The sequence below is a fragment of the Pseudothauera hydrothermalis genome, assembly GCF_003345255.1.
Lineage (GTDB): Bacteria > Pseudomonadota > Gammaproteobacteria > Burkholderiales > Rhodocyclaceae > Pseudothauera > Pseudothauera hydrothermalis.
On the sequence record NZ_CP029331.1, the window covers coordinates 2,421,183 to 2,443,492 of the forward strand.

21 protein-coding genes and 2 tRNA genes are annotated in these 22,310 nt (G+C 63.4%); 8 read left to right on the forward strand and 15 right to left on the reverse strand.

Annotation, left to right across the window (positions count from 1 at the left end):
- The 3 genes from DIE29_RS11615 to DIE29_RS11625 form a co-directional block, all read right to left on the reverse strand.
- On the reverse strand, window positions 1–1,527 hold the full coding sequence (locus DIE29_RS11615) for an efflux RND transporter periplasmic adaptor subunit (protein WP_174202315.1): 1,527 nt from the start codon (window positions 1,525–1,527) through the stop codon (window positions 1–3).
- Entirely contained in the window at window positions 1,527–2,801 is a 1,275-nt protein-coding gene (locus tag DIE29_RS11620; protein ID WP_102042516.1) for a TolC family protein, read from the reverse strand. The genes DIE29_RS11615 and DIE29_RS11620 overlap by 1 nt, the downstream gene beginning before the upstream one ends.
- Window positions 2,802–2,888: 87 nt before the next feature.
- Window positions 2,889–3,239, reverse strand: coding sequence for a copper-binding protein (locus tag DIE29_RS11625; protein ID WP_174202316.1), 351 nt, complete (start codon window positions 3,237–3,239; stop codon window positions 2,889–2,891).
- A gap of 155 nt (window positions 3,240–3,394) precedes the next feature.
- Here DIE29_RS11625 and DIE29_RS11630 point away from each other — a divergent pair, with 155 nt between their 5' ends.
- The 4 genes from DIE29_RS11630 to DIE29_RS11640 are packed head-to-tail and all read left to right on the forward strand — an operon-like array spanning window position 3,395 to window position 5,953.
- On the forward strand, window positions 3,395–4,075 hold the full coding sequence (locus DIE29_RS11630) for a heavy metal response regulator transcription factor (RefSeq protein WP_102043278.1): 681 nt from the start codon (window positions 3,395–3,397) through the stop codon (window positions 4,073–4,075).
- Between the two features lie 2 nt (window positions 4,076–4,077).
- Window positions 4,078–4,557: a Cu(+)/Ag(+) sensor histidine kinase gene (locus DIE29_RS14855; RefSeq protein ID WP_237269449.1), complete on the forward strand. Its 480-nt coding sequence runs from the start codon at window positions 4,078–4,080 to the stop codon at window positions 4,555–4,557.
- 39 nt (window positions 4,558–4,596) lie between these two features.
- Window positions 4,597–5,478: a heavy metal sensor histidine kinase gene (locus tag DIE29_RS14860; protein WP_237269450.1), complete on the forward strand. Its 882-nt coding sequence runs from the start codon at window positions 4,597–4,599 to the stop codon at window positions 5,476–5,478.
- Between the two features lie 22 nt (window positions 5,479–5,500).
- A complete protein-coding gene (locus DIE29_RS11640) occupies window positions 5,501–5,953 on the forward strand; it encodes a DUF411 domain-containing protein (protein WP_114649973.1) in 453 nt (150 codons plus the stop codon).
- Between the two features lie 65 nt (window positions 5,954–6,018).
- Here DIE29_RS11640 and DIE29_RS11645 read toward each other — a convergent pair.
- From DIE29_RS11645 to DIE29_RS11655, 3 genes are all read right to left on the reverse strand, one after another.
- Window positions 6,019–6,095: transfer RNA gene (locus DIE29_RS11645), tRNA-Arg, on the reverse strand.
- 67 nt (window positions 6,096–6,162) lie between these two features.
- Window positions 6,163–6,255: transfer RNA gene (locus DIE29_RS11650), tRNA-Ser, on the reverse strand.
- Between the two features lie 90 nt (window positions 6,256–6,345).
- The gene (locus DIE29_RS11655; RefSeq protein ID WP_102043279.1) at window positions 6,346–6,717 is read right to left on the reverse strand and encodes a carboxymuconolactone decarboxylase family protein; all 372 of its coding nucleotides are present in this window, start codon (window positions 6,715–6,717) and stop codon (window positions 6,346–6,348) included.
- 155 nt (window positions 6,718–6,872) lie between these two features.
- On the opposite strand from DIE29_RS11655, the gene mltF reads away from it, so the two are divergent.
- Complete coding sequence (gene mltF, locus DIE29_RS11660) at window positions 6,873–8,255, forward strand: membrane-bound lytic murein transglycosylase MltF (protein WP_114649974.1); 1,383 nt, start codon at window positions 6,873–6,875, stop codon at window positions 8,253–8,255.
- A 20-nt stretch (window positions 8,256–8,275) separates the two neighbouring features.
- On the opposite strand, the gene serS is transcribed toward mltF, so the two are convergent.
- Window positions 8,276–9,568: a serine--tRNA ligase gene (gene serS, locus DIE29_RS11665; RefSeq protein WP_114649975.1), complete on the reverse strand. Its 1,293-nt coding sequence runs from the start codon at window positions 9,566–9,568 to the stop codon at window positions 8,276–8,278.
- 266 nt (window positions 9,569–9,834) lie between these two features.
- Here serS and DIE29_RS11670 point away from each other — a divergent pair, with 266 nt between their 5' ends.
- Window positions 9,835–10,098 (forward strand): hypothetical protein, encoded by a 264-nt coding sequence (locus tag DIE29_RS11670; RefSeq protein WP_102042521.1) that lies wholly within the window; start codon window positions 9,835–9,837, stop codon window positions 10,096–10,098.
- Window position 10,099: 1 nt separating this feature from the next.
- Here DIE29_RS11670 and DIE29_RS11675 read toward each other — a convergent pair whose 3' ends face one another.
- From DIE29_RS11675 to DIE29_RS11690, 4 genes are all read right to left on the reverse strand, one after another.
- A complete protein-coding gene (locus DIE29_RS11675) occupies window positions 10,100–11,446 on the reverse strand; it encodes a replication-associated recombination protein A (RefSeq protein ID WP_114650323.1) in 1,347 nt (448 codons plus the stop codon).
- Between the two features lie 8 nt (window positions 11,447–11,454).
- Window positions 11,455–12,105, reverse strand: coding sequence for an outer membrane lipoprotein periplasmic chaperone LolA (gene lolA / locus DIE29_RS11680; RefSeq protein ID WP_114649976.1), 651 nt, complete (start codon window positions 12,103–12,105; stop codon window positions 11,455–11,457).
- Between the two features lies 1 nt (window position 12,106).
- Entirely contained in the window at window positions 12,107–14,392 is a 2,286-nt protein-coding gene (locus DIE29_RS11685) for a DNA translocase FtsK (protein WP_114649977.1), read from the reverse strand.
- Window positions 14,393–14,522: 130 nt separating this feature from the next.
- Window positions 14,523–15,194, reverse strand: a complete 672-nt coding sequence (locus DIE29_RS11690; protein WP_114649978.1) for a Crp/Fnr family transcriptional regulator — start codon at window positions 15,192–15,194, stop codon at window positions 14,523–14,525.
- A 192-nt stretch (window positions 15,195–15,386) separates the two neighbouring features.
- On the opposite strand from DIE29_RS11690, the gene trxB reads away from it, so the two are divergent.
- The gene (gene trxB / locus DIE29_RS11695; protein ID WP_102043281.1) at window positions 15,387–16,346 is read left to right on the forward strand and encodes a thioredoxin-disulfide reductase; all 960 of its coding nucleotides are present in this window, start codon (window positions 15,387–15,389) and stop codon (window positions 16,344–16,346) included.
- A gap of 8 nt (window positions 16,347–16,354) precedes the next feature.
- Window positions 16,355–17,116, forward strand: a complete 762-nt coding sequence (locus DIE29_RS15000) for a Smr/MutS family protein (RefSeq protein WP_102042525.1) — start codon at window positions 16,355–16,357, stop codon at window positions 17,114–17,116.
- A gap of 5 nt (window positions 17,117–17,121) precedes the next feature.
- Here DIE29_RS15000 and DIE29_RS11705 read toward each other — a convergent pair whose 3' ends face one another.
- The 4 genes from DIE29_RS11705 to dcd form a co-directional block, all read right to left on the reverse strand.
- Entirely contained in the window at window positions 17,122–17,460 is a 339-nt protein-coding gene (locus DIE29_RS11705) for a P-II family nitrogen regulator (protein ID WP_102042526.1), read from the reverse strand.
- A 54-nt stretch (window positions 17,461–17,514) separates the two neighbouring features.
- On the reverse strand, window positions 17,515–19,131 hold the full coding sequence (locus tag DIE29_RS11710; protein WP_102042527.1) for an NAD+ synthase: 1,617 nt from the start codon (window positions 19,129–19,131) through the stop codon (window positions 17,515–17,517).
- 132 nt (window positions 19,132–19,263) lie between these two features.
- Window positions 19,264–21,510 carry an arginine/lysine/ornithine decarboxylase gene (locus DIE29_RS11715; protein WP_102042528.1) on the reverse strand — a complete coding sequence of 749 codons (2,247 nt, stop codon included), beginning with the start codon at window positions 21,508–21,510 and terminating at the stop codon, window positions 19,264–19,266.
- A 150-nt stretch (window positions 21,511–21,660) separates the two neighbouring features.
- The gene (gene dcd, locus DIE29_RS11720) at window positions 21,661–22,227 is read right to left on the reverse strand and encodes a dCTP deaminase (RefSeq protein ID WP_102042529.1); all 567 of its coding nucleotides are present in this window, start codon (window positions 22,225–22,227) and stop codon (window positions 21,661–21,663) included.
- Between the last annotated feature and the right edge of the window lie 83 nt (window positions 22,228–22,310).

The following is a 22,310-nucleotide window of genomic DNA, read 5'->3' on the forward strand; positions in this document are numbered from 1 at the left end:
TCAGTGCCCCCCGTGGCCGGCAGCATGGGCGCCGTCCATCTTCTGGATGCGGGTGATGACGAACTCGCCGTCGCCGCGGTCCTCGAAGGCGAACCAGATCGGCTCGCCGGGCAGAATGCCGGCCGTCACCTCGGGGTTGTCCAGTCCGAAGTCCATGGTCATCGCCGGCCACTGCAGGTCGGGGATGGGGTCGTGGGTCATCGACACCGAGTTGCTGGACAGATCGATGGATTCGATCCGGCCGGTGGCCTCATACACCTTGGCGGCCGCCTGCGGCGCCACAAAGGCGGCCAGCGCGGCCTTGAGGTTGCTCTCGGCGTCGATCAGGAAGTTGGCCGCCACCACCACCTCGTCGCCCTCGGCCAGCCCGTCGAGGACTTCCACCCGCTCGCTGCCGCGCTGGCCCAGCTTGACCGCCTGGGGCTTGAAGCGTCCTTCTCCCTGCACCACGAGCACCACCTGGCGCTCGCCGGAATCGATCACCGCCGAACGCGGCACCGTCACTTGCGGGCTACGCCCGGCAGTAGCCAGTTCCACATGGGCAAACATGCCCGGACGCAGCAGGCCCTCCGGGTTGGAAAGCTCCAGACGGACCGGCGTGGTGCGGGTGGCGGCATTGAGCGTCGGGTACACATAGGTCACGCGGGCTGCGAAGCTGCGGCCGGGGTAGGCATCGAGGCTCAGCTGGGCGCTTGCGCCCACCTCGATCCGTGCCAGGTCCTGTTCATACACATCGGCCAGCACCCATACCGAGGACAGGTCCGCAATGCGGTAGATCGCTGTGCCGGGCGCAAAACGCATGCCTTCGACCGCACGCTTTTCCAGCACCACGCCACTGACCGGCGAGTTCAGCGTCACCCGCGCGGCCTCACCCTTGCCGGGCGCCACCTGCCAGTTGCGCAGGCGCTCGCGCGCAGCCAGGGCCAGGCGCTCGGCGCCGGCCTGCGCCGCGGCATCGCCTGCGCCCACACTGCTCGACAGACGCTCGGCAATCTGCAGTTCCTGCTGCGCCGAGACCAGTTCCGGGCTGTACACCGCAAACAGCGGCTGACCTTTCTTCACCGGATCGCCGGTGGCCGAGACGAACAGGCGCTCGATCCAGCCTTCGAAGCGCGGCGCCACGTCGTGGATGCGGCGCTCATCTACTTCCACCCGGCCCACCGCGCGCACCGCGGCATCGACCACCGCGGTTTCGGCACGCGCGGTCTTCACGCCCAGGGTCTGCAGGCGCGCCGGGCTGACCTTGACCACCCCGGTATCGTCCGGCTCGTCGCCCTCATACACCGGAATGTAATCCATGCCCATTGAATCCTTCTTGGGCACCGGTGAGGTGTCCGGCAGGCCCATCGGGTTGCGGTAGTAGAGAATCTTGCGTTCGCCGCTGCCTTGCGCAGGTGCCGCCTCGCCGGCCGCGGCCACATCGGTGCCGGCCGCCGGCGTGCGCTGTGCGCCGCGGCCGGCCCAGTAGCCGCCAGTCGCAGCCACGGCAATCGCCACTACGGTCAGGCCCCAACCCATCGGTCGCATCACAGGCTTCCTCCAGCAAGCAGTTCCAGTTCGGCCAGCGCCAACGCGGTGTCGGTTTCGGCCTCCAGCAGAGCAAGGCGGGTGCGCAGGATCTGCCGCTGCGCCTCGATCACGGTATTGAAATTGACCCGCCCGGTTTCGTAGCCGGCGCGGGCGGACTCAAAAGTGGCGTCGGCCTGCGGCAACAAGGTCTCACGTAGCACTCTGACCTTCTCCCGGCTCGACTCGAAGCCCGCCCAGGCCTCGCCCAGACGGCCCAGCTGGCGAGCCTCGGCGGCGGCGACACGCGCTTCGGCGGCCTGTTCGCCGGCCAGGGCGGCGCGCTCCTGCGCGCGGCGCGCAGACTGCTGCAGCGGGATGTTGAGTTCCAGCATCACGTCCCAGTTGCTCTCGCCGCCGGCCGGGCGGTTGTGGGTGAGACCCACTGCAAAGTCCGGATAGCGATTGAGCCAGGTCAGTTCACGGTTTTTCTGCGCAGCCAGCATGCCAGCGCGCTCCGCAGCAATCTCGGGCGAAGCGGCACGCACCCGTTCGGTCAATCGCGCCAACTCGATCTCTTCCGGCGCGGCCGGCAGCGTCCGCGGCGGGGCCAGTTCGGCATGCGGATCGCGCGCCAGCGCGGCGTTGAGCTTGGCCGCGGCATCGCGCTGGCGACGCTCGGCTTCGATCAGTTCCACCTTCAGCGCGGTGCGCTCGCTTTGCGCGCGGATCACGTCCTGCTGCGGCACCAGGCCAACGCTGTAGCGCGCGGTGGCCACCTGCTCGAGCAGATCGACCAGGGTCAGCGTCTCACCGAGGATGCGGCGGCGCCCGAAAGCTTGGTAGTGCTGAGCGAAAGCGCTCTTGATGCGGAATTCCAGCTCGACGCGGGTACGTTCGCGCAGCGCATCGGTACGCCCGGCTTGGGCGGCGGCCACCTCGCCACGCAAATCGCGCTTGCCCCAGAAGGGCAGCGGCTGGATCACCCGGTAGCGGGTGGTGCCCACCTCGCCAGGTAACAGCGAAGTCGAGCGCCCTGGACTCATGGTGTTAGTGACGTCCATCAGCTCGAGCTGGAAGCGCGGGTCGGGCAACGCGGCGGCAGGTTCGATCTGCGCATGCGCCGCCTCGGCCTCCAGCGTGCTGGCAACCAGATCCGGGTTGTGCTCACGGGCGTAGGCCAGCAGTTCGTCGAGCGTGGCGCCAAGCGGCTCGGCGGCCCGCGCCGCCGACACCAAGCCAATGACCGCGGCCAGCACTGCGCAGCGGCAGCGCAGAGAGGGCAGAAGTTTCATCGTATGACCTCGCAGGCTTGGCGCTCATCGTGCAGTGCGCACCCCAATGCGCCGCGTTGGAGCCTCATAGATCAGGCATACGCCGCATTACGGCAACACCTCCAGTTCGGTCACGGTCAATGCCCCATTGACCTCTTCGGCTACGAAACGCACCTTGTCGCCCACTTTGAGCTTATTCAGCAGCGCGGCGTCGGCGGTAAATGTCATGGTCATCGGAGGCATCCCAAGCTGCGCCAGCGGACCATGCTTGAGCGTCACCTTGCCTGCGGCAGTATCGATCTTGCGCACCGTGCCTTCGGCGTAGCGAGCAGCCTCCATGTGCATGCCGGCAGCGTGCGCGGCGCCGTGGGCATCATGCCCGCCTGCGGCCATCGCCGAAGCGACCGCCCCCAGGGAAATAAGGCCGACCAGGACAGTCAGAGTAAAGCGTGCTTTCATGACATCTCCGGTGAAGGTGAGAAAGATTCGTCGGCGAGTCTGCCGACACCGCCCCGACGCGAACCTGACGGTCGGATTACATTTTTGTAAGGTGCCGGCCAGCACGGCAGACCCCAGGCACAATGCAGCCTCGCAAAACAGGCGAAATGCGCAACATGAAGATTCTCATCGTCGAAGACGAACCCAAGACCGGCGACTACCTCCGGCAGGGCCTGAGTGAGGCCGGCTTCGTGGTCGATCTCGCGCGCGATGGCTTAGACGGCCTGCATCTGGCACAAAACGGCGAGTACGACCTGATCGTGCTCGACGTGATGCTGCCCTCGCTCGACGGCTGGGGCATCCTGCAAACGCTGCGCCGTGGCGGGCATGAAACCGCAGTGCTGTTTTTGACGGCTCGCGATCAGGTGGACGACCGGGTGCGCGGCCTGGAACTGGGTGCGGACGACTACCTGGTCAAACCATTCGCTTTTTCCGAACTGCTCGCCCGGGTGCGCACCCTGTTGCGCCGCGGCCGCACCCGCGAGCCGGAGCGGCTGCGTGCGGCCGATCTGGAACTGGACCTGCTGCGCCGCCGGGTGACCCGCGCCGGCCAGCGCATCGATCTCACCGCCAAGGAATTCGCTCTGCTGGAACTGTTGCTGCGCCGCCAAGGCGAAGTGCTGCCGCGTTCGCTGATCGCCTCCCAAGTGTGGGACATGAATTTCGACAGCGACACCAATGTCATCGAGGTGGCGGTGCGCCGGCTGCGCGCCAAGGTCGATGACCCTTTCGAGCCCAAGCTGATCCGCACCGTCCGCGGCATGGGCTACGTGCTGGAGCCGCCGGAAGGGGCGTGAAGATGAGCTGGCCGTTTTCGCTCACCGCGCGCATTGCGCTACTTTTCGCGTTGCTCACTGCCAGTTTGCTGGTGGTAGTCGGTGCGGTACTCGGGCGCGCGGTGGATGCGCACTTCCGCGAACTCGACCAGCATGAACTCGCCGGCAAATTCACCTTGATCCAAAACCTGATGCACGGCTCAACGGACGACGCTGGCGCACTCGGCCAGCGCATGGCCGACGCCTTTGCCGGCCAGGAGACAATCGGCGTGCTGCTGCGCAACAGCGATGGTGAGCGTCTTTTTGCCATCCGGGCCGAGCACTTCCCGCTGGCGCAGCGGCAAGGCGCGCCCTTGCCCGACCAGGCCACGATGTGGGCGCAAAACGGGCGCCAATTCATCGGCCGGGAAAAGCCGCTCCGGCTTCCTGGCGCGGATGCGGGCCAGTGGGTACACGTGGCGCTTGCGCTGGACATTTCCCATCACGCGCATTTTCTTGACTAGGTTCGCACCCGTCTGTGGCTGGGCATCTCTCTGGCCGCAGTGACCGCGGCTTTACTCGGCTGGCTGGCCGCATACAAGGGGCTTGCGCCGCTACGGCGGGTCACTGCCACCGCCCGCCGGCTGTCGGCCGAACAACTCGGCGAGCGACTGGCCGAACACGGTGCGCCGGCCGAAGTGCTCGAACTCGCCAAGGCGCTCAACGGCATGCTCACACGCTTGGAGTCGTCTTTTCAACGCTTGAAGGATTTTTCTGCCGATATCGCTCACGAACTGCGCACACCGATCTCCAACCTGATGACCCAAACCCAGGTGGCGCTGTCACGCGCACGCAGCACCGAGGAATACCGCGAGATACTCGCCTCCCACATGGAGGAGTATGAGCGCATCGCCCGCATGGTCAGCGATATGCTCTTTCTCGCCCAGGCCGACAACGGCCGCTTGCCGCGCAGCGCGGAGACCGTGGAGCTTGCAGTCGAAGCGCACGCGCTGGCGGAATTCTACGAAGCCCTGGCCGACGAAGCAGGCATCGGCATCGCGATCACCGGCCACGCCACGGTGACCGGCGACCGCCTGATGCTGCGCCGCGCGCTCTCCAACCTGCTATCGAACGCGCTGCGCCATGCCGAACCCGGCAGCACCGTGGATATCGCCATCGCCTGCGACCACACCCGGGTCACGCTGACAGTGAGTAACCGGGGTGAAACCATTGCCCCGGAACAACTGCCATATATCTTCGAGCGCTTCCATCGCGCCGGCGCCGGCCGCGGCAAGCACGGCGAAGGCGCTGGGCTCGGGCTGGCAATCTGCCGCTCGATTGCCGAAGTGCACGGCGGCAGCCTGACGGTGGACTCGGCCAACGGCCGCACCACCTTTTGTTTGCAACTGCCGCGCTCACCCGGCACCGGCCCGGCCACCCCGTAAATTCAACCCTGGAGTACTGATCATGTCCCACACCTCGTCCCCACTGCTCGCCCCGCTGGCACTTTGTCTCGCGCTCGGCGGCGCGCTGCCCGCCGCGGCCAGCGGTGAGCCAGTCATCATGTTCAAGGACCCCCACTGCGGCTGCTGCGGCAAATGGGCCGAGCACATGCGTGCCAACGGCTTTGAGGTCAAGGAGATCGCTACCCGCGAACTGGGCGCCATCAAGCGTCAGAGCGGTGTGCCGCAGGCGCTGGGCGCCTGCCACACCGCAAAGGTGGGCGGCTATATCGTCGAAGGCCATGTGCCGGCCGCCGACGTGCGTCGCTTACTGGCCGAAAAGCCTGCGGTGGCCGGTATCGCTGCTGCTGGAATGCCAATGGGCTCGCCCGGCATGGAAGGCCCCTATCCGGCCGAGCGTTACGACGTGGTGAGCTTCGAGCACAACGGCAAGACCGAGGTGTTCGCCCGCCACTGAGGCCAGCGTGGCTTCTGACGCACAAGTAAAAAGCCGACCTCGATGAGGTCGGCTTTTTCTATGTTTGGCGCGCCCGGAAGGATTCGAACCTCCTACCCCCTGGTTCGTAGCCAGGTACTCTATCCAGATGAGCTACGGGCGCTCTCGAAAGAAGCGAAATTCTAGCAGCTTATTTCGCTTCGTCAAGCTTTTTAGGAAGCTATTACAACTGGCGGAGAGGGGGGGATTCGAACCCCCGTGCCAGGTTTCCCTGACCATCCGATTTCGAGTCGGCGCCGTTATGACCGCTTCGGTACCTCTCCGCATTCCCGCAAGGGCTGCATTGGCGGGAGGGCGAATTATACGCACAAGCTTGGTAAATTGCACCAGCCCCGCAAACGCTCCTCCCAACCTCAGGCGGCAACCCCCGCTTTGGCGGTCCGCGACAGCAGTTCCTCGTAGGCACGAACCGCCTCGGCGGCGTACATCAGCGTAGGACCGCCCCCCATGTAAGCACACACAGCCAGGGTTTCCATCAGTTGCTCACGGGTCACGCCCAGGCGGATCAGTGCCTTGACATGAAAGCCGATGCAGGCGTCGCAACGCGAGGCCACGCCGATGGCCAGCGCGATCAACTCCTTATGCAAGGCGGACAATGTGCCTTCTTTGAGCGCCCCCTTGGCCATCGCGCTAAAACCCTGCATGGTTTCCGGCGCCTCGGCGCGCAGCACCTCAAGGGCCTTGGAGACATCGTTGGTGATTTGCACGAAGGACTTTCCGGACATGGGCATCTCCATAAATTTAGAATTTTCTAATATAACATTTAAACAGCGCATCCGCCCAGCCTGTTGACTCCGGATCACGAGATTGTGACCCGCCTGCTTGCCCTGCGCCCGCCTGCTCATCGACAATCGCGCCGCCCAACCTTTGGATTGAGCCCGTGCGACTGCCGATCCTGTTCCTGCTGGCCGCCCTGCTTGTGGGCTGTGGACCGACGGATGCGCCGCGCATCCCGGATTACCGCACGCTGGGAGAACTGCGTGTTGCCACCCGGCAAGATGCCATTGCGTTCCGCTACGACGAGGATGGCAGCTCCGGCTTCGAGCACGACCTTTTGCTGGCGCTAGGCGAACACCTGCAGGTGCCGGTGAGCTTCGTCGTGTATCCGGACGTCACCCAGATGCTGCGTGCGGTCATCGACGGCGAAGCGCATCTGGCCGCAGCCGGACTCGCGCGCAACGATCTGTTGCCGCTGCGCTGGTCCTCACCGTTACGCGAAGTTGACTACGTGCTGGTCGGGCGCGCCGACCGGGGAGCGGTCAGAACCGAAGCAGATCTGAACGGCCGTATGGTATCGGTACGACGCGGCTCGCTGCCGGCGGACAGGCTCGAACGCCTGCGCAAACGGCTCCCGGGCCTGAGCCTGCATCGACCGACAGCCGAAGGCGACCAGGCACTGCTGGAGCAGGCGGCTGCCGGCAAGCTGGATTTGGTCGCAACCGATAGGCTGCATTACGCCATCGCTAAGCGTGTCTTCCCGGAACTCACCGTGGTTTGGGAGCTGCCGATCAAGTCGCAGATTGCCTGGGCGTTGCCGCTGGAGCCGGCCGCCCCCCTAGCCCAGGAGGTGGCAACTTTTCTGGACCACATGCGTGCAAGCGGCCAGCTTGCCCGCATTGCCGACCGTTACTTCGGCCATGTGCGGCGGCTGAGCACCGCCGACATCGTCCGTTTCTTGAGCCTCGTCCGCGAGCGCCTACCGCGCTATCGCGCACATTTTCAAGAGGCGCAGACACGCACCGGTATCGACTGGCGTCTGCTGGCCGCGCTGGCCTACCAGGAATCGCAGTGGGATCCGCTGGCCATCTCGCGCACCGGGGTGCGCGGCATGATGATGCTGACCACGGAAACCGCCGATCGCCTGGGCGTGCGCGACCGCCTGGATCCGCGCGACAGTATTCTGGGCGGAGCACGTTATCTGGAAATGCTGCGCGATCAGTTACAAGACGACATCGCGGAGCCGGACCGCACTTGGATGGCGATCGCGGCCTACAACCTGGGTATGGGTCATCTGCGCGGCGCACGGGCGATTGCCCGTACCATGCAGCGCGATCATACCTCCTGGTGGGGGCTGAAAACGGTATTGCCGCTGCTGTCCCGGCCGGAATACGCCGCGCGCCTCAAAGCGGGGGCCGCGCGCGGCGGCGAGGCGGTGATCATGACCGAGAATATTCGCAATTACTACGACATCCTCACCCGCATCGAACCGCCTTATCTGCCGCCATTGCAGCCACGCGGCCTGAAACTGAGCCGCAACGGCTGAACCTCTGCAGCGTGGCCCGGTCAGCCCGCAGGGCGCAGCACCTCCACGCCCCCCATATAGGGCACCAGTGCCGGCGGCAAGATGATCGACCCGTCGGCCTGCTGGTAGTTTTCCAACACCGCCACCAAAGTCCGGCCCACCGCCAGGCCGGAACCGTTGAGCGTGTGCACCAGCTCGTTCTTGCCCTGGGCGTTTTTGAAACGCGCCAGCATACGGCGGGCTTGGAAGTCCTCGCAGTTCGAGCAACTGGAGATTTCGCGGTAGGTGTTCTGCGCCGGCAGCCAAACTTCCAAGTCGTAGGTCTTGGCGGCCGAAAACCCCATGTCGCCGGTGCACAGCGCCACCACCCGGTAAGGCAGGCCGAGCTTTTGCAAAATGGCTTCGGCATGTCCGACCATCTCTTCGAGCGCCCGATAGCTTTGTTCTGGATGCACGATCTGCACCATCTCGACTTTGTCGAACTGGTGCTGGCGAATCATGCCGCGGGTGTCGCGGCCGGCGCTGCCGGCTTCCGAACGAAAGCACGGGCTATGTGCGGTCAGCCGCAGGGGCAAGGCATCCAGCGGCAAAACCTGCTCGCGCACCGTGTTGGTGAGCGGAATTTCGGCGGTGGAAATCAGATATTGCTCGACCCCCTCTCCGTCGCCGCCGCGCAGCACCCAAAACATATCCTCCTTGAACTTGGGCAATTGACCGGTGCCGACCAGCACTTCGCGGTTGACGATATAAGGCGTGTAGCACTCGGTATAGCCATGCTCGGTGGTATGCACGTCCAGCATGAACTGTGCAAGCGCACGATGCAGGCGCGCGATCTGAGCGCGCATGAAGGTAAACCGCGAACCCGACAAGCGGACGCCGGTTTCAAAATCCAGCCCGAGCGGCGCACCGAGATCGACATGGTCACGCGGTGTAAAGTCGAAGTTGCGTGGCACGCCCCAGCGGCGGACCTCGACATTGGCCTGCTCATCTTTACCTTCCGGCACGCTTGCATGAGGCAAATTAGGCAGGCCAGCGACGAACGCGCCAATGCGCTCGAGCAAATCCGGCAACGCCTGTTCGCAGGATTTCAGCTCTTCACCCACTTGCCCGACCTCGGCCATCAGCGCGGAAGCGTCTTCATTTCGGCTTTTGAGTTTGCCGATTTCCTTGGACAGGGCATTGCGCCGAGCCTGCAGTTCCTGAGTACGGGTCTGCAGGCGCTTGCGCTCATCTTCCATGGCCTGAAAAGCCGCGACATCCAGGCTGAGGCCGCGCGTGGCCAGTCGCTGGGCGACCTGATCGAGCTGGGAACGGAGAAGTTGCACATCGAGCATGGGAGGCTTCCAAAGAGTCTTTCAAATCATGAATATGGCACCGAATACTGCAAATGCTTTTCAAATTCGTGCGCCATCTCCCTGTTTACAAGCGCTTTTTATTGCGCGGGAACTATTGCGGCACAAAGCAAACTTAAGCAGACAAAACAATTGCTTGGCCTAAGCCGAGAAGCAAAAAATACCTTGCAATCGGCGCGCTATCGCATAGGGTAAAAATATTGAACAAGCCGCGCAGACGGCAGTGAAAAACTGGAGGAGAAACAGAGATGCTATCCATACGTGACTGCCTGGACTACTGCGATCTTACCGAAGATGAAATCGCGCTGATTGCCGAGCACGAAGACATCCCCGACGCCGCCGCGGCGCAACTGGCCTGCGGCTTGGTGCAAACCCCAGAGGGTGTGCTGCTTCTGACTCACTACATGCTGGAGCTGATCGACCGCGCCACCGCGCGCGGCGACTTGGCCAAAGCCTCCAAGGCCCGCCAGTTGTGCGCACGTTTTATGGCCGACCATCCGCTCCCGCACTGATTCACGCACGGCACGCCTCACCCTCTGCATCCCCACCTGAAGACTTGTCTGCGGCAGCATCCAACTGCCGCAGGCGCGCAAGTTTTTCGGCAATCTGCGCTTCCAGCCCGCGCCCGGTGGGTTGGTACCAATCGGGCTCTGCCATACCTTCGGGCAAATAGCATTCGCCCGCGGCGTAGGCGTTGGGCTCGTCGTGCGCATAGCGATAAGCTTTGCCGTAGCCCAGTTCCTTCATCAACCGCGTTGGCGCATTGCGCAGATGCAGGGGCACCGGACGGGATTCATCGCTGGCCACAAATTCGCGGGCGGCATTATAGGCTTTGTATACCGCATTGGACTTGGCCGCGCAGGCCAAGAAAACCGTGGCCTGCGCCAGCGCAAGCTCGCCTTCTGGCGAGCCCAGGCGCTCGTAGGCTGCGCAGGCATTGAGGGTAATTTCCAGCGCGCGCGGATCGGCCAGGCCGATATCCTCCACCGCCATGCGCACCAGCCGACGTCCCAGGTAATGCGGATCGGCACCGCCGTCTAGCATGCGGCATAGCCAGTACAGCGCAGCATCCGGGTGCGAGCCGCGCACCGATTTATGCAGCGCCGAAATCTGGTCGTAGAAAACTTCCCCGCCTTTGTCGAAGCGGCGCAGATTGCGCGATAGCGCCTGCTCGACGAATGCTGCGCTCACCCGGCGCTCTCCTGCGGTTTCCGCCGCGATCTGGATCTGTTCGACCAGATTGATCAGTCGTCGCGCATCGCCATCGGCAAAGCCGATCAGACGTGCTCGCGCATCGTCGTCGAAGGGCAAGTCGGCGCAGGCGGCTAGACGTGCGCGTTCGAGCAATCCGCCCAAGGCTTCGGCATCGAGCGGTTCGAGCACATACACCGCGGAGCGCGACAGCAGCGCCGAATTGACCTCGAAGGACGGATTTTCGGTGGTCGCACCGATGAAGGTCACCAGCCCTTGCTCGACGTAAGGCAAAAAGGCGTCCTGCTGCGCCTTGTTGAAGCGATGCACCTCGTCGACGAAAAGAACCGTATGGCCTCCGCGCGCCCGGGTGGCCTGCGCCTGCGCGATCGCCTCGCGGATGTCCTTGACGCCGGAAAATACCGCCGACAGCGCCACGAACTGCGCATTGAAACCCTGCGCCATCAGTCGGGCCAACGTGGTCTTGCCCACGCCCGGCGGGCCCCACAAAATCATCGAGTGCAGCCGGCCGGATTCAAAGGCCAGCCGCAGCGGCTTGCCCGGCGCCAGCAAATGGCGCTGGCCGACGACCTCATCGAGCGCTTTCGGGCGCAGCCGCTCGGCCAACGGCACGCGCGGCGGCTCCAACGCCTCGAACAGGTCGCTCATATCCTCGATCACTGACCGATCACGTCAGCCCCGGGCGGCGGCGTGAAGCGGAATAGTTGCGGATCGATCGTCTGGACTGCGGCCAAGCGGGTGAACACGATCACCGTATGCTGGCCGAAGCTGTCGCGCATTTCCATGCGCCGCAACACGCCGTCGGCCAATCCCAGACGCATCGACTCGAAGCCGCTGTCGGCCTGACGGGGACGGGCCACGACCCAGGCCAGCCCGTCCGAGGCGCCGCCATCGGCCAGATCGAAAGCCGACTCGAAGTCGCTGCTCCCCACCAGCACCGCCGCCGGCGTGCTGCCCAGCGCTTCGCTCAACGGCCGCACGGTGACCTGGGCGAGGTCACGATCCCAGGACCACAGCCGCTCACCGTCACCGACCAGCAGCTGTGGGTAAGGCGCCTCATAACTCCAGCGGAAGCGCCCCGGACGCGAGAAGGCGAATTGTCCGCGGGCCTGCTGCGGCTTGCGTCCGGAAGCAGAATGCACCGTCTGTTCGAACTCGCCCTGCGCATGGCGGGTTTGCGCAACGAAGCGACGCAATTGCTCAATGCCATCGGCTGCCAGCGCCGCGCTCGTCGAAAACACCATGGCGACGACCAGCGCTGCCCACCCGGCCTGGCGAAGAGCTGCTGCGCGGATGGAGCGAAACATCTCAATCGCCCTCCTTGGGTGGAACGATGACTTCACGATTGCCGTTACTGCCCATCGGGCTGACCAACCCGGCACGCTCCATCTGTTCGATCATGCGTGCGGCACGGTTGTAGCCGATCCGCAGATGGCGTTGCACCAGCGAGATCGAGGGCCGGCGGGTTTTGATGACGATTTCGACTGCCTGGTCGTAGAGCGGATCGGACTCGTCACCGTCTTCGCCGCTACGGCCCAAGGCGGCCTCCATGTCATCCTCCGGCGCAGAAAGGATGCCGTCCACATAATCCGGCGGGCCCAGTTTTTTTAGATGCTCGACGACCTTGTGCACTTCCTCATCGGCCACGAAGGCACCGTGCACCCGGACCGGCAAGCCGCTGCCGGGCGGCAGATAGAGCATATCCCCCATCCCCAGCAGGGTCTCGGCCCCCATTTGATCGAGAATGGTGCGCGAGTCGATCTTGCTCGATACCTGAAAGGCGATGCGGGTGGGCACGTTGGCCTTGATCAGGCCGGTAATGACATCCACCGAAGGCCGCTGGGTCGCCAGAATCAGATGTATGCCCGCCGCACGGGCCTTTTGCGCCAGGCGGGCAATCAGCTCCTCGATCTTTTTGCCCGCCACCATCATCAGATCGGCCAGCTCATCGACCACCACCACGATGTGCGGCAGCTGCTCAAGCGGCTCAGGCTTATCCGGGGTGATCGAGAAAGGATTGGTCAGCGGCGCGCCGGCCTTGGCGGCATCGGCCACCGCCTTGTTGAAACCTGCGAGGTTACGGACACCGACTGCGGCCATCAGCTTATAGCGCTTGTCCATTTCCACCACACACCAGTTCAGTGCATTGGCGGCATGTTTCATATCGGTGACCACCGGCGCGAGCAAATGCGGAATGCCCTCGTAGATGGACAACTCCAGCATCTTCGGGTCGACCATGATCAGCCGCACCCGCTCCGGCGTGCTCTTGTAGAGCAGCGACAGGATCATGGCGTTGATGCCCACCGACTTGCCCGAGCCAGTCGTGCCCGCCACCAGTAAGTGCGGCATCTTGGCCAGATCGGCCACCACCGGCTGACCACCGATGTCCTTGCCGAGCACAACGGTGAGCGGCGAATGCATGTCGTTGAAGGCTTTGGAGCCGACGATTTCCGACAAGCGCACCATCTGGCGCTTGGGATTGGGCAGTTCCAAGGCCATGCAGGATTTTCCGGGCACGGTCTCGACCACGCGGATGGAAATGAGCGACAGCGCACGGGCGAGATCTTTGGCCAGATTGACTACTTGACTGCCCTTGACCCCGGTGGCCGGCTCGATTTCGTAGCGGGTGATCACCGGCCCCGGATAAGCCGCCAACACCTTGACCTCGACGCCAAACTCGCCCAGCTTGGTTTCGATCAGTCTCGAGGTATAAGCCAGCGTTTCGGCCGAGGGCGGCTCACCGCTGCCGGCGGCTTCATCCAATAGCGCAAGCGGCGGCAGCCCGCCATCGGCCTGGTCGGCAAACAGGCTTTGCTGGCGCTCCTTGAACACGCGCTCGGATTTGGGCACTTCGACCACGGCCGGCTCGATGCGCAGTGGCGGCGGCGACTCCGCCGTTTTCCGGCGCTTGGTCTCGACCACCGTTTCGCGCTTTTGCGCGAGCGCTTTTCCAACCCGACGGTCTTGCCAGGTGTGGTAGGCGCGCAGCGCGGCCAGGCAGACCTGCTCCACCCCCAGACCAATCCGCTCGATTACCGCAAACCACGAAATGCCGGAAAACAGCGACAACCCAGAAGCGAGCAAAGCCAGCAGCATCAAAGTGCCGCCGGTAAACCCCAGATAGCGCTGCACTGCAGCCCCCAACTCCATACCCACCAAACCGCCGGGAGCCAGCGGTAGCTCGGCGCCATGCGAGTAAAAGCGCAAAGACTCCAATGCGCTGCTACTGAACAACACGACAAAAAAGCCGGCCATCACGATGAACAAAGACCGCCGGTCGGCTTGATAGACCTGACGCAGCCGGCGAAACCCCCATGCCAGCCCGTAGCCCAGAAAAATCACCCACCACCAAGCCGACAGTCCGAAAAGGTAGTACAGCAGATCGGCCAACCATGCGCCGAAACGCCCTCCGGGATTACTGACGCGCGCCACCTCCGCGGCATGCGACCAGCCCGGATCGCTTTTACTGTAACCGAGCAAAATCAGCCCAATGTATAGCGACAGCACGCCGAGCGCGAGCCATTTCGCCTCGTGCAGCAAAAGGGAGAGCTTTTCGGGAAGGGGCTGAGCGCGCGACGCGGAGCGGGACGACATCCGGGAAAATGCCAAGGCGATGCGATTACAAAGTCGGCCGCCGATTATAGTCGAACCGCCCGATGCTCACCGTCTCGCTTGCCCGCGGTAACAATCTCCCGGCAGCGGCGGACCTCATGCCCCATCCGGGTCAAAGGTCGTTCAGGCGTTCGCGCAGCACGATGCCGCGCTCGCCTTCCTCGATCAAACCCTGCACGCTGAGATCTTTCATCACCCGGCTGACCATCTCGCGCGAAGCGCCGATCATCTTGGCGATGTCTTGTTTGGAAATTTTGCGCACCACGATCATCTGGCCGTCGCGCTCTTCGGCCATTTCCAGCAGCAGGCGGGCAACCCGGCCATAAACATCCATCAGCGCCAGGCTTTCGATTTTGCGATCGGCATGGCGCAAACGTTCGGCCAGGTTGCACATGATGCGCCAGGCGACTTCGAAATTGTCTTTCATGATCTGGCGGAAATCCTGCTTGGCGATCATCACCAAGTCCGCGGTGGTAACCGCCACCACCGAGGCCGAACGCGGCTGCTCGCCGAAGATCGCCATTTCGCCGAACAACTCGCCTTGGCCGAGGATGGACAGGATCACCTCCCGACCATCCTCGTCGCTAACCACCACCTTCAGGCTGCCGGTGAGCACGAAATACACGAAGTCACTGCGATCGCCGGCATGGACCACCGCCTGCCCGCGCGGAAAGCGTCGCATCATCGAACACTGCGCCACCGCGGCGAGCACCTCGTCGGACAAGCCCTGAAACAGCGGAAAAGTCTTCAGCGCAATGATGGAAACGGCGGTCGGCTGGCTCATGAGTTCTCCGACGGGCAGCGCCCTGCGAAACATGTTTATGGCGTGATGCGGCGCACTTAGTATAGACGAACATCTATGACGAACAGCATTTCGGCCCGCACCAACCGCTGCACCGGACAGCCGCTGAAACGGGGCGCGCCGGCGCTCGGCTATAATCGGGCCCATCCCCACATGATGGAAGGCACCCTGACCATGTCCACCAAGCACGCCCGTCTGTTGATCCTCGGTTCCGGTCCGGCTGGTTACACCGCCGCCGTTTATGCCGCGCGCGCCAATCTCAACCCGGTACTGATCACCGGCCTCGCCCAGGGCGGCCAGCTCATGACCACCACCGAGGTGGATAACTGGCCGGCCGATGCCGACGGCGTCATGGGCCCGGATCTGATGGCGCGCTTTCAAAAGCATGCGGAGCGCTTCAACACCGAGATCATTTTCGACCATATCCACACCGCCAAACTTCAGGAGCGTCCGTTCCGCCTGATCGGCGATGCTGGCGAATACACTTGCGACGCGCTGATCATTGCCACCGGGGCCACCGCCAAATATCTCGGCCTGCCATCGGAAGAAAAATTCTCCGGACGCGGGGTATCGGCCTGCGCCACCTGCGACGGATTTTTCTATAAAAACCAAGACGTTGCGGTCATCGGCGGTGGCAACACTGCGGTGGAAGAGGCGCTGTATTTGGCCAACATCGCCAAGAAGGTGACCCTGGTGCACCGGCGCGACAAATTCCGCGCGGAAAAAATCATGGTCGACAAGCTCATGGAAAAAGTCGCCGCCGGCAAAATCGAACTCGCCCTGAACGCCACTCTGGACGAGGTATTGGGCGACGACACCGGGGTGACCGGCATCCGCATCCGCGAACTCGACCGCGGCACCACGCGCGACATCGCCTTGCAAGGCGTATTCATCGCCATCGGCCACAAGCCCAACACCGACATCTTCGAAGGCCAGCTGGAAATGGAAAACGGCTACCTGGTCACCCGCGGCGGACGCCAAGGCAACGCCACGCAGACCAGCATTCCCGGCGTTTTTGCCGCCGGCGATGTGCAGGACCACATCTACCGCCAGGCGGTGACCTCAGCCGGCAGCGGCTGCATGGCCGCGCTCGACGCCGAACGCTACCTGGATGCGCTCGGCAACCAGCGCTGATTCCAGCCATGCCACGCCGCGTCCGCCCGCGGCCGCCGGCACCGCAAGCCACGGCCGCCGGCGATGCGCAGCCTGGGCCGCCGCGGGCGCTGGCCGAGCTCAAGGCGCTGCGTAAAAACACCAAAGGTGCGCTGCTGCGCGCCTGGGAAGCCGCGCAAACCCGCCCCCGGCCCTCCAACCCTCCCGCAGCGGCTGAGTCTCCGCTTTCGCCTACCGGCCCCAGTGCCGAAGACAGTGCGCTGTTCCGCCAAGCCATGCGAGAAGTCCGCCCGCTGGCTGCGCGCCATGCTCGTGCGGACACCGGCAGCAGACCGCCGCCGCCCGTGCCCTTGCATCATCGCGCCGACGAATCGGCAACGCTGCACGAATCGCTGCACAACCCGCTGAGTTTGGAAGATCGCCTGGACATCGGCGATGAAGCCGCTTTTTTACGCCCTGGCCTGCCGCGCCGGGTGCTCAGCGACCTGCGCCGCGGGCGCTGGGTACTACAAGGAGAAGTCGATCTGCACGGACTGAACCGCGACCAGGCACGTGAGGCGCTCGGGCGTTTTTTGCAATCCAGCCTGCAACGCGGACATCGCTGTGTGCGGGTCATACATGGCAAGGGCTTGGGTTCGCCGGGACGAGTCGCGATTCTCAAGCACTTGTCCCGCGGCTGGCTGGCACAGCGCGAAGAGATTTTGGCGTTTTGCCAAGCCGGCCCTCATGCCGGCGGCGCCGGCGCGCTGCTGGTGTTGTTGCGCGCACCTGGCGCCCGCGGGCGCAGTTGAGGCGCTCAGATCGCCGCTTCGTTGGTCTCGCCGGTGCGGATACGCACCACTTGCTCGACCGGCATCACGAAGATCTTGCCATCGCCAATCTTGCCGGTCCGGGCGGCTTTGATGATGGCCTCGGTGGCCTGCTCCACCAGGTCGTCGCCAATGACGATTTCGATCTTGATCTTGGGTAGAAAATCCACCACGTACTCGGCGCCGCGATACAACTCGGTATGGCCCTTCTGGCGGCCGAAGCCCTTGACCTCGGTCACGGTCAGGCCGGTGATGCCCACCTCGGAGAGCGCCTCGCGCACCTCGTCGAGCTTGAACGGCTTGATGATCGCTTCGATCTTTTTCATCGGGTAGTCCTCATTGTTCGGTTGCGGGCTCGCCGGGCTCGTGGACGCCGGCGCTCAGAACTCGTCCTGGTAACGCGATGTTATCGGATAACGCCAATCCCTGCCGAAGCCGCGACGGGTCACCCGGATGCCCACCGGCGCCTGGCGGCGCTTGTATTCGTTGCGCTTGAGCATCGCCACGGTACGGCGCACGTCCTCTTCCGGATGACCTGCGGCAATGATCTGGTGCGGCGACTCATCGCGCTCCATGTAGGCTTCGATGATTGCATCGAGCACTTCGTAGGGCGGCAGCGTGTCCTGGTCGGTTTGATCCGGCTTGAGTTCGGCCGATGGCGGACGGGCGATGATATTGGGCGGAATCACCTCGCCCTGGGTGTTGCGCCAGCGCGCCAGCCGGAACACAAAGGTTTTGTACAAATCCTTGAGCACTGCGAAACCGCCGGCCATGTCGCCGTACAGCGTGGCATAACCGGTGGCCATCTCGCTCTTGTTGCCGGTGGTGAGCACGATGGCGCCGGTTTTGTTCGACAGCGCCATCAAAATCATGCCGCGGATGCGGCTTTGCAGGTTTTCTTCGGTGGTATCGGCCGGCAAACCGGCAAACTGCGCGGCAAGCAGGCCATCGAAAACCCGCATGGCGGGCTCGATCGGAATCTCGTCATAGCGCACGCCCAGCCGGCGGACCATTTCGCGTGAATCGTCCAAACTCATCTGCGCGGTGTAGGGCGAAGGCATCATCACCGCGCGCACCCGCTCGGCACCGAGCGCATCGACCGCAACGGCCAGCGTCAGCGCAGAGTCGATGCCCCCGGACAGACCGATGATCGCGCCGGGAAAGCGGTTTTTGTCCAGATAGTCGCGCACCCCCCATTTGAGCGCCTCATAGACCTCGGCCTCGAGCGCGCGCGGCGCAGCCTTGGCGCCCGACGACCAGCCCCCGTCAGCAAAGCGCACGAGATCCACCCGCTCATCGAAAGACGGCGCTTGCCAGGCCAGCGCGCCGTTGCGGTCTAACGCAAAGGAGGCGCCGTCGAACACCAGCTCGTCCTGTCCGCCGACCATGTTGCAGTAGAGCACCGGCATCCCGGTGGCGGCCACGCGCTCGCGCATCACCGCATAGCGACTGGTCTGCTTGTTCATGTGATAGGGCGAAGCGTTGAGCACCAGCAACAGCTCGGCCCCAGCCTCGCGGGCCAGTTCGGCGGGCCCTGGCTCCCACACGTCGGCGCAAATGTTGACGCCCAGGCGAACGCCCTTGAGGCTGAACACGCAGGCCGCCGATCCTGCATCGAAATAGCGTTCCTCGTCGAAGACTTCGTAGTTGGGCAGCAGGAGCTTGTGATACACCGCCTCGACCACGCCATCGCGGATCACCGACGCCGCGTTGAAACGCTGCCCATCGACCGCTTCGGGATGGCCAAGCACCAGGGTGATGTCTCGAGTGTGCGGCAGGATGCGCTGTATCTCGCGCGCGCAGGCGCGGTAGAAATCCGGCCGCAGCAGCAGGTCTTCTGGCGGGTAACCGGACAGCGCCAGCTCCGGGGTGAGCAGCAGATCGGCGCCTTCGGCGCGCGCGCGCGCCAGCGCATCGATGATGCGGTCGGCGTTGCCGGCAAGATCGCCAACGGTGAAGTTGAGCTGTGCGACAGCAATCGAAAGCGTGGTAGTCATGGGCCGCAACTATACCCTGTGATCCGCCCCGCCGGCGCACGGCGCAGAGCAACCGCGGCCGATCGAGTGATGGGCGAAGCAGCGCGCAACGCCGAAACAGGGCCCACCGCAGTCGTCTTTTTCAACGGCCTGTCAGCGCACGCAATCCACGTAATAATTCACCGCGCCGCCGAGCTCTTCTCGCACCAGGCCGTGAATGTCGGTCTCGAACCCTGGGAAATTGGCGTTGAAATCGCGCGCAAACCGCAGGTAACGGCAAATGGTGGCGTTGAAACGCTCACCCGGGATCAGCAGCGGAATACCCGGTGGATAGGGCGTGACCAGCATCGCGGTCACCCGCCCTTCCAGTTCGTCGATCGGCACACGCTCGATCTCGCGATGCGCCATCTTGGCGAACGCATCGGCCGGCTTCATCGCCGGCACCATGTCGGACAAATACATTTCGGTGGTCAGGCGCGCCACATCGTGCGCCTTGTAGAAGCTGTGAATCTGTGCGCACAGATCCTTCAAGCCAACTTTTTCGTAGCGCGGATGCTTGGCGATGAACTCGGGCATCACCCGCCACAGCGGCTGGTTGCGGTCGTAGTCGTCCTTGAACTGCTGCAGCTCGGTGACCAATGTGTTCCAGCGGCCTTTGGTGATGCCGATGGTAAACATGATGAAGAAAGAGTACAGCCCGGTTTTTTCGACGATGATGCCGTGCTCGGCAAGATAACGGGTGAGGATGCCCGCCGGAATGCCCCACTCGGCAAAATCGCCATCCACATCCAGGCCCGGGGTGATCACCGTGGCCTTGATCGGGTCGAGCATGTTGAAGCCTTCGGCCAGATCGCCGAAGCCGTGCCAGCGCTCACCGGCTTTGAGCATCCAGTCTTCGCGGCTGCCAACCCCTTCCTCGGCCAGGTATTCCGGCCCCCAGACCTTGAACCACCAGTCATCCGGGCCGAAATCGGCTTCGACCTTGCGCATCGCGCGGCGGAATTCCACCGCTTCGACGAGCGACTCCTCCACCAATGCCGTGCCGCCGGGCGGCTCCATCATCGCCGCGGCCACATCGCACGACGCAATGATGGCGTACTGCGGGCTGGTCGAGGTGTGCATCAGGTAGGCTTCATTGAAGATGTCGCGGTCGAGCTTGCGGGTTTCGGAATCCTGCACCAGGATCTGCGACGCTTGGCTCAGACCGGCCAGCAGTTTGTGGGTGGACTGGGTGGAAAACACCATGGATTCACGGCAACGCGGACGGTCTGCGCCAATGGCGTGATAGTCGCCGTAAAAGTCGTGAAAGGCCGCGTGCGGCAGCCAGGCTTCGTCAAAGTGCAGGGTGTCGATCTCGCCGTCGAGCATCTGCTTGATCGCTTCGACGTTGTAGAGCACCCCGTCGTAAGTAGACTGGGTGATGGTGAGGATGCGCGGCTTCTTACCGCTGGCGCCGTTGGCGAACGGGTTGGCTGCGATCTTCTTACGGATGTTCTCGATCGAAAATTCGGCCAGCGGGATCGGTCCGATGATGCCGTAGTGGTTGCGGGTGGGGGTGAGAAACACCGGCACCGCACCGGTCATGATGATGGAGTGGAGGATGGACTTGTGGCAGTTGCGGTCGACCACCACGATGTCGCCCGGCGCCACGGTGGTGTGCCAGACCATCTTGTTCGAAGTCGACGTACCGTTGGTGACAAAGTACAGGTGGTCGCAATTGAAAATGCGCGCAGCATTGCGCTCGGAGGCCGCCACCGGGCCGGTATGGTCGAGCAACTGACCGAGCTCTTCGACCGCATTGCAAACGTCGGCGCGCAGCATGTTTTCACCGAAGAACTGATGAAACATCTGCCCGACCGGGCTCTTCAGAAAAGCCACGCCGCCCGAATGTCCCGGGCAGTGCCAGGAGTAGGAGCCGTCGGCGGCATAGTGGGTGAGCGCGCGAAAAAACGGCGGTGCCAACGAATCGAGGTAATTGCGCGCTTCGCGCACCACATAGCGGGCGATGAATTCCGGAGTATCCTCGAACATGTGGATAAAACCATGCATCTCGCGCAGCACATCGTTCGGGATATGGCGACTGGTGCGCGTCTCGCCGTACAAAAAGATCGGAATGTCGGCGTTGCGAAAGCGAATTTCCTCAACAAAAGCGCGCAAGTTGGCAATGGCCTGGTTGGCGGCTTCGGTCGAAGAAAACTCCTCGTCATCGATCGACAAAATGAAGGCCGACGCACGGCTTTGCTGCTGCGCAAACGAGGTCAGATCGCCATAGCTGGTCACGCCCAGCACTTCGATGCCTTCCTCTTCGATCGCCTTGGCCAGCGCACGGATGCCCAGACCCGAGGCGTTTTCGGAGCGGAAGTCTTCATCGATGATGATGACCGGAAAATGAAAGCGCATCCCTCTGTCTCCAGCATTCAGTCCAGCCCAGGGCCGGGAAACGGGCATCATACCCGTAAGGTGGTTGCCGCCGCATGACAGCCGGCGATGAGCCGGAAAGCACAAAGGGCCGCCAAGCGGCCCCGTGAATCGCCCCGCGCCGGCCTTGGTTCAGATCCGGGGCAAGGTCACGCCGGTCTGGCCCAGATATTTGCCGCCACGATCTTTGTAGGAGGTCTCACAAACCTCGTCCGACTCAAAAAACAGCATCTGCGCCACGCCTTCGTTGGCATAGATTTTGGCCGGAAGCGGCGTGGTGTTGGAAAACTCCAAGGTCACATGGCCTTCCCACTCAGGCTCCAGCGGCGTCACATTGACGATGATGCCGCAACGCGCGTAGGTGCTTTTACCCAGGCACACGGTCAGCACGCTGCGCGGAATGCGGAAATACTCCACGGTGCGCGCCAACGCAAAAGAGTTCGGCGGAATGATGCAGACATCGCCGACAAAATCGACGAAGCTGCCCGAGTCGAAATCCTTGGGATCGACAATGGTCGAGTTGATGTTGGTGAAAATCTTGAATTCATTGGCACAGCGCACATCGTAACCGTAGCTCGAGGTGCCGAAAGAGACGATCTTGCCGTGCTCGTTGCTGCGCACCAGCTCCGGCGCAAAAGGCTCGATCATGCCGTGCTGCTCCGCCATGCGGCGAATCCATTTGTCGGACTTGATAGACATCGGGCGCGCTTTTCCTTGGCTGCCAGCCCGGCGCTCGGGCCGGCGGTGAAAGTCGCGTAGTGTAGGGCAAGCGCCAACGATTC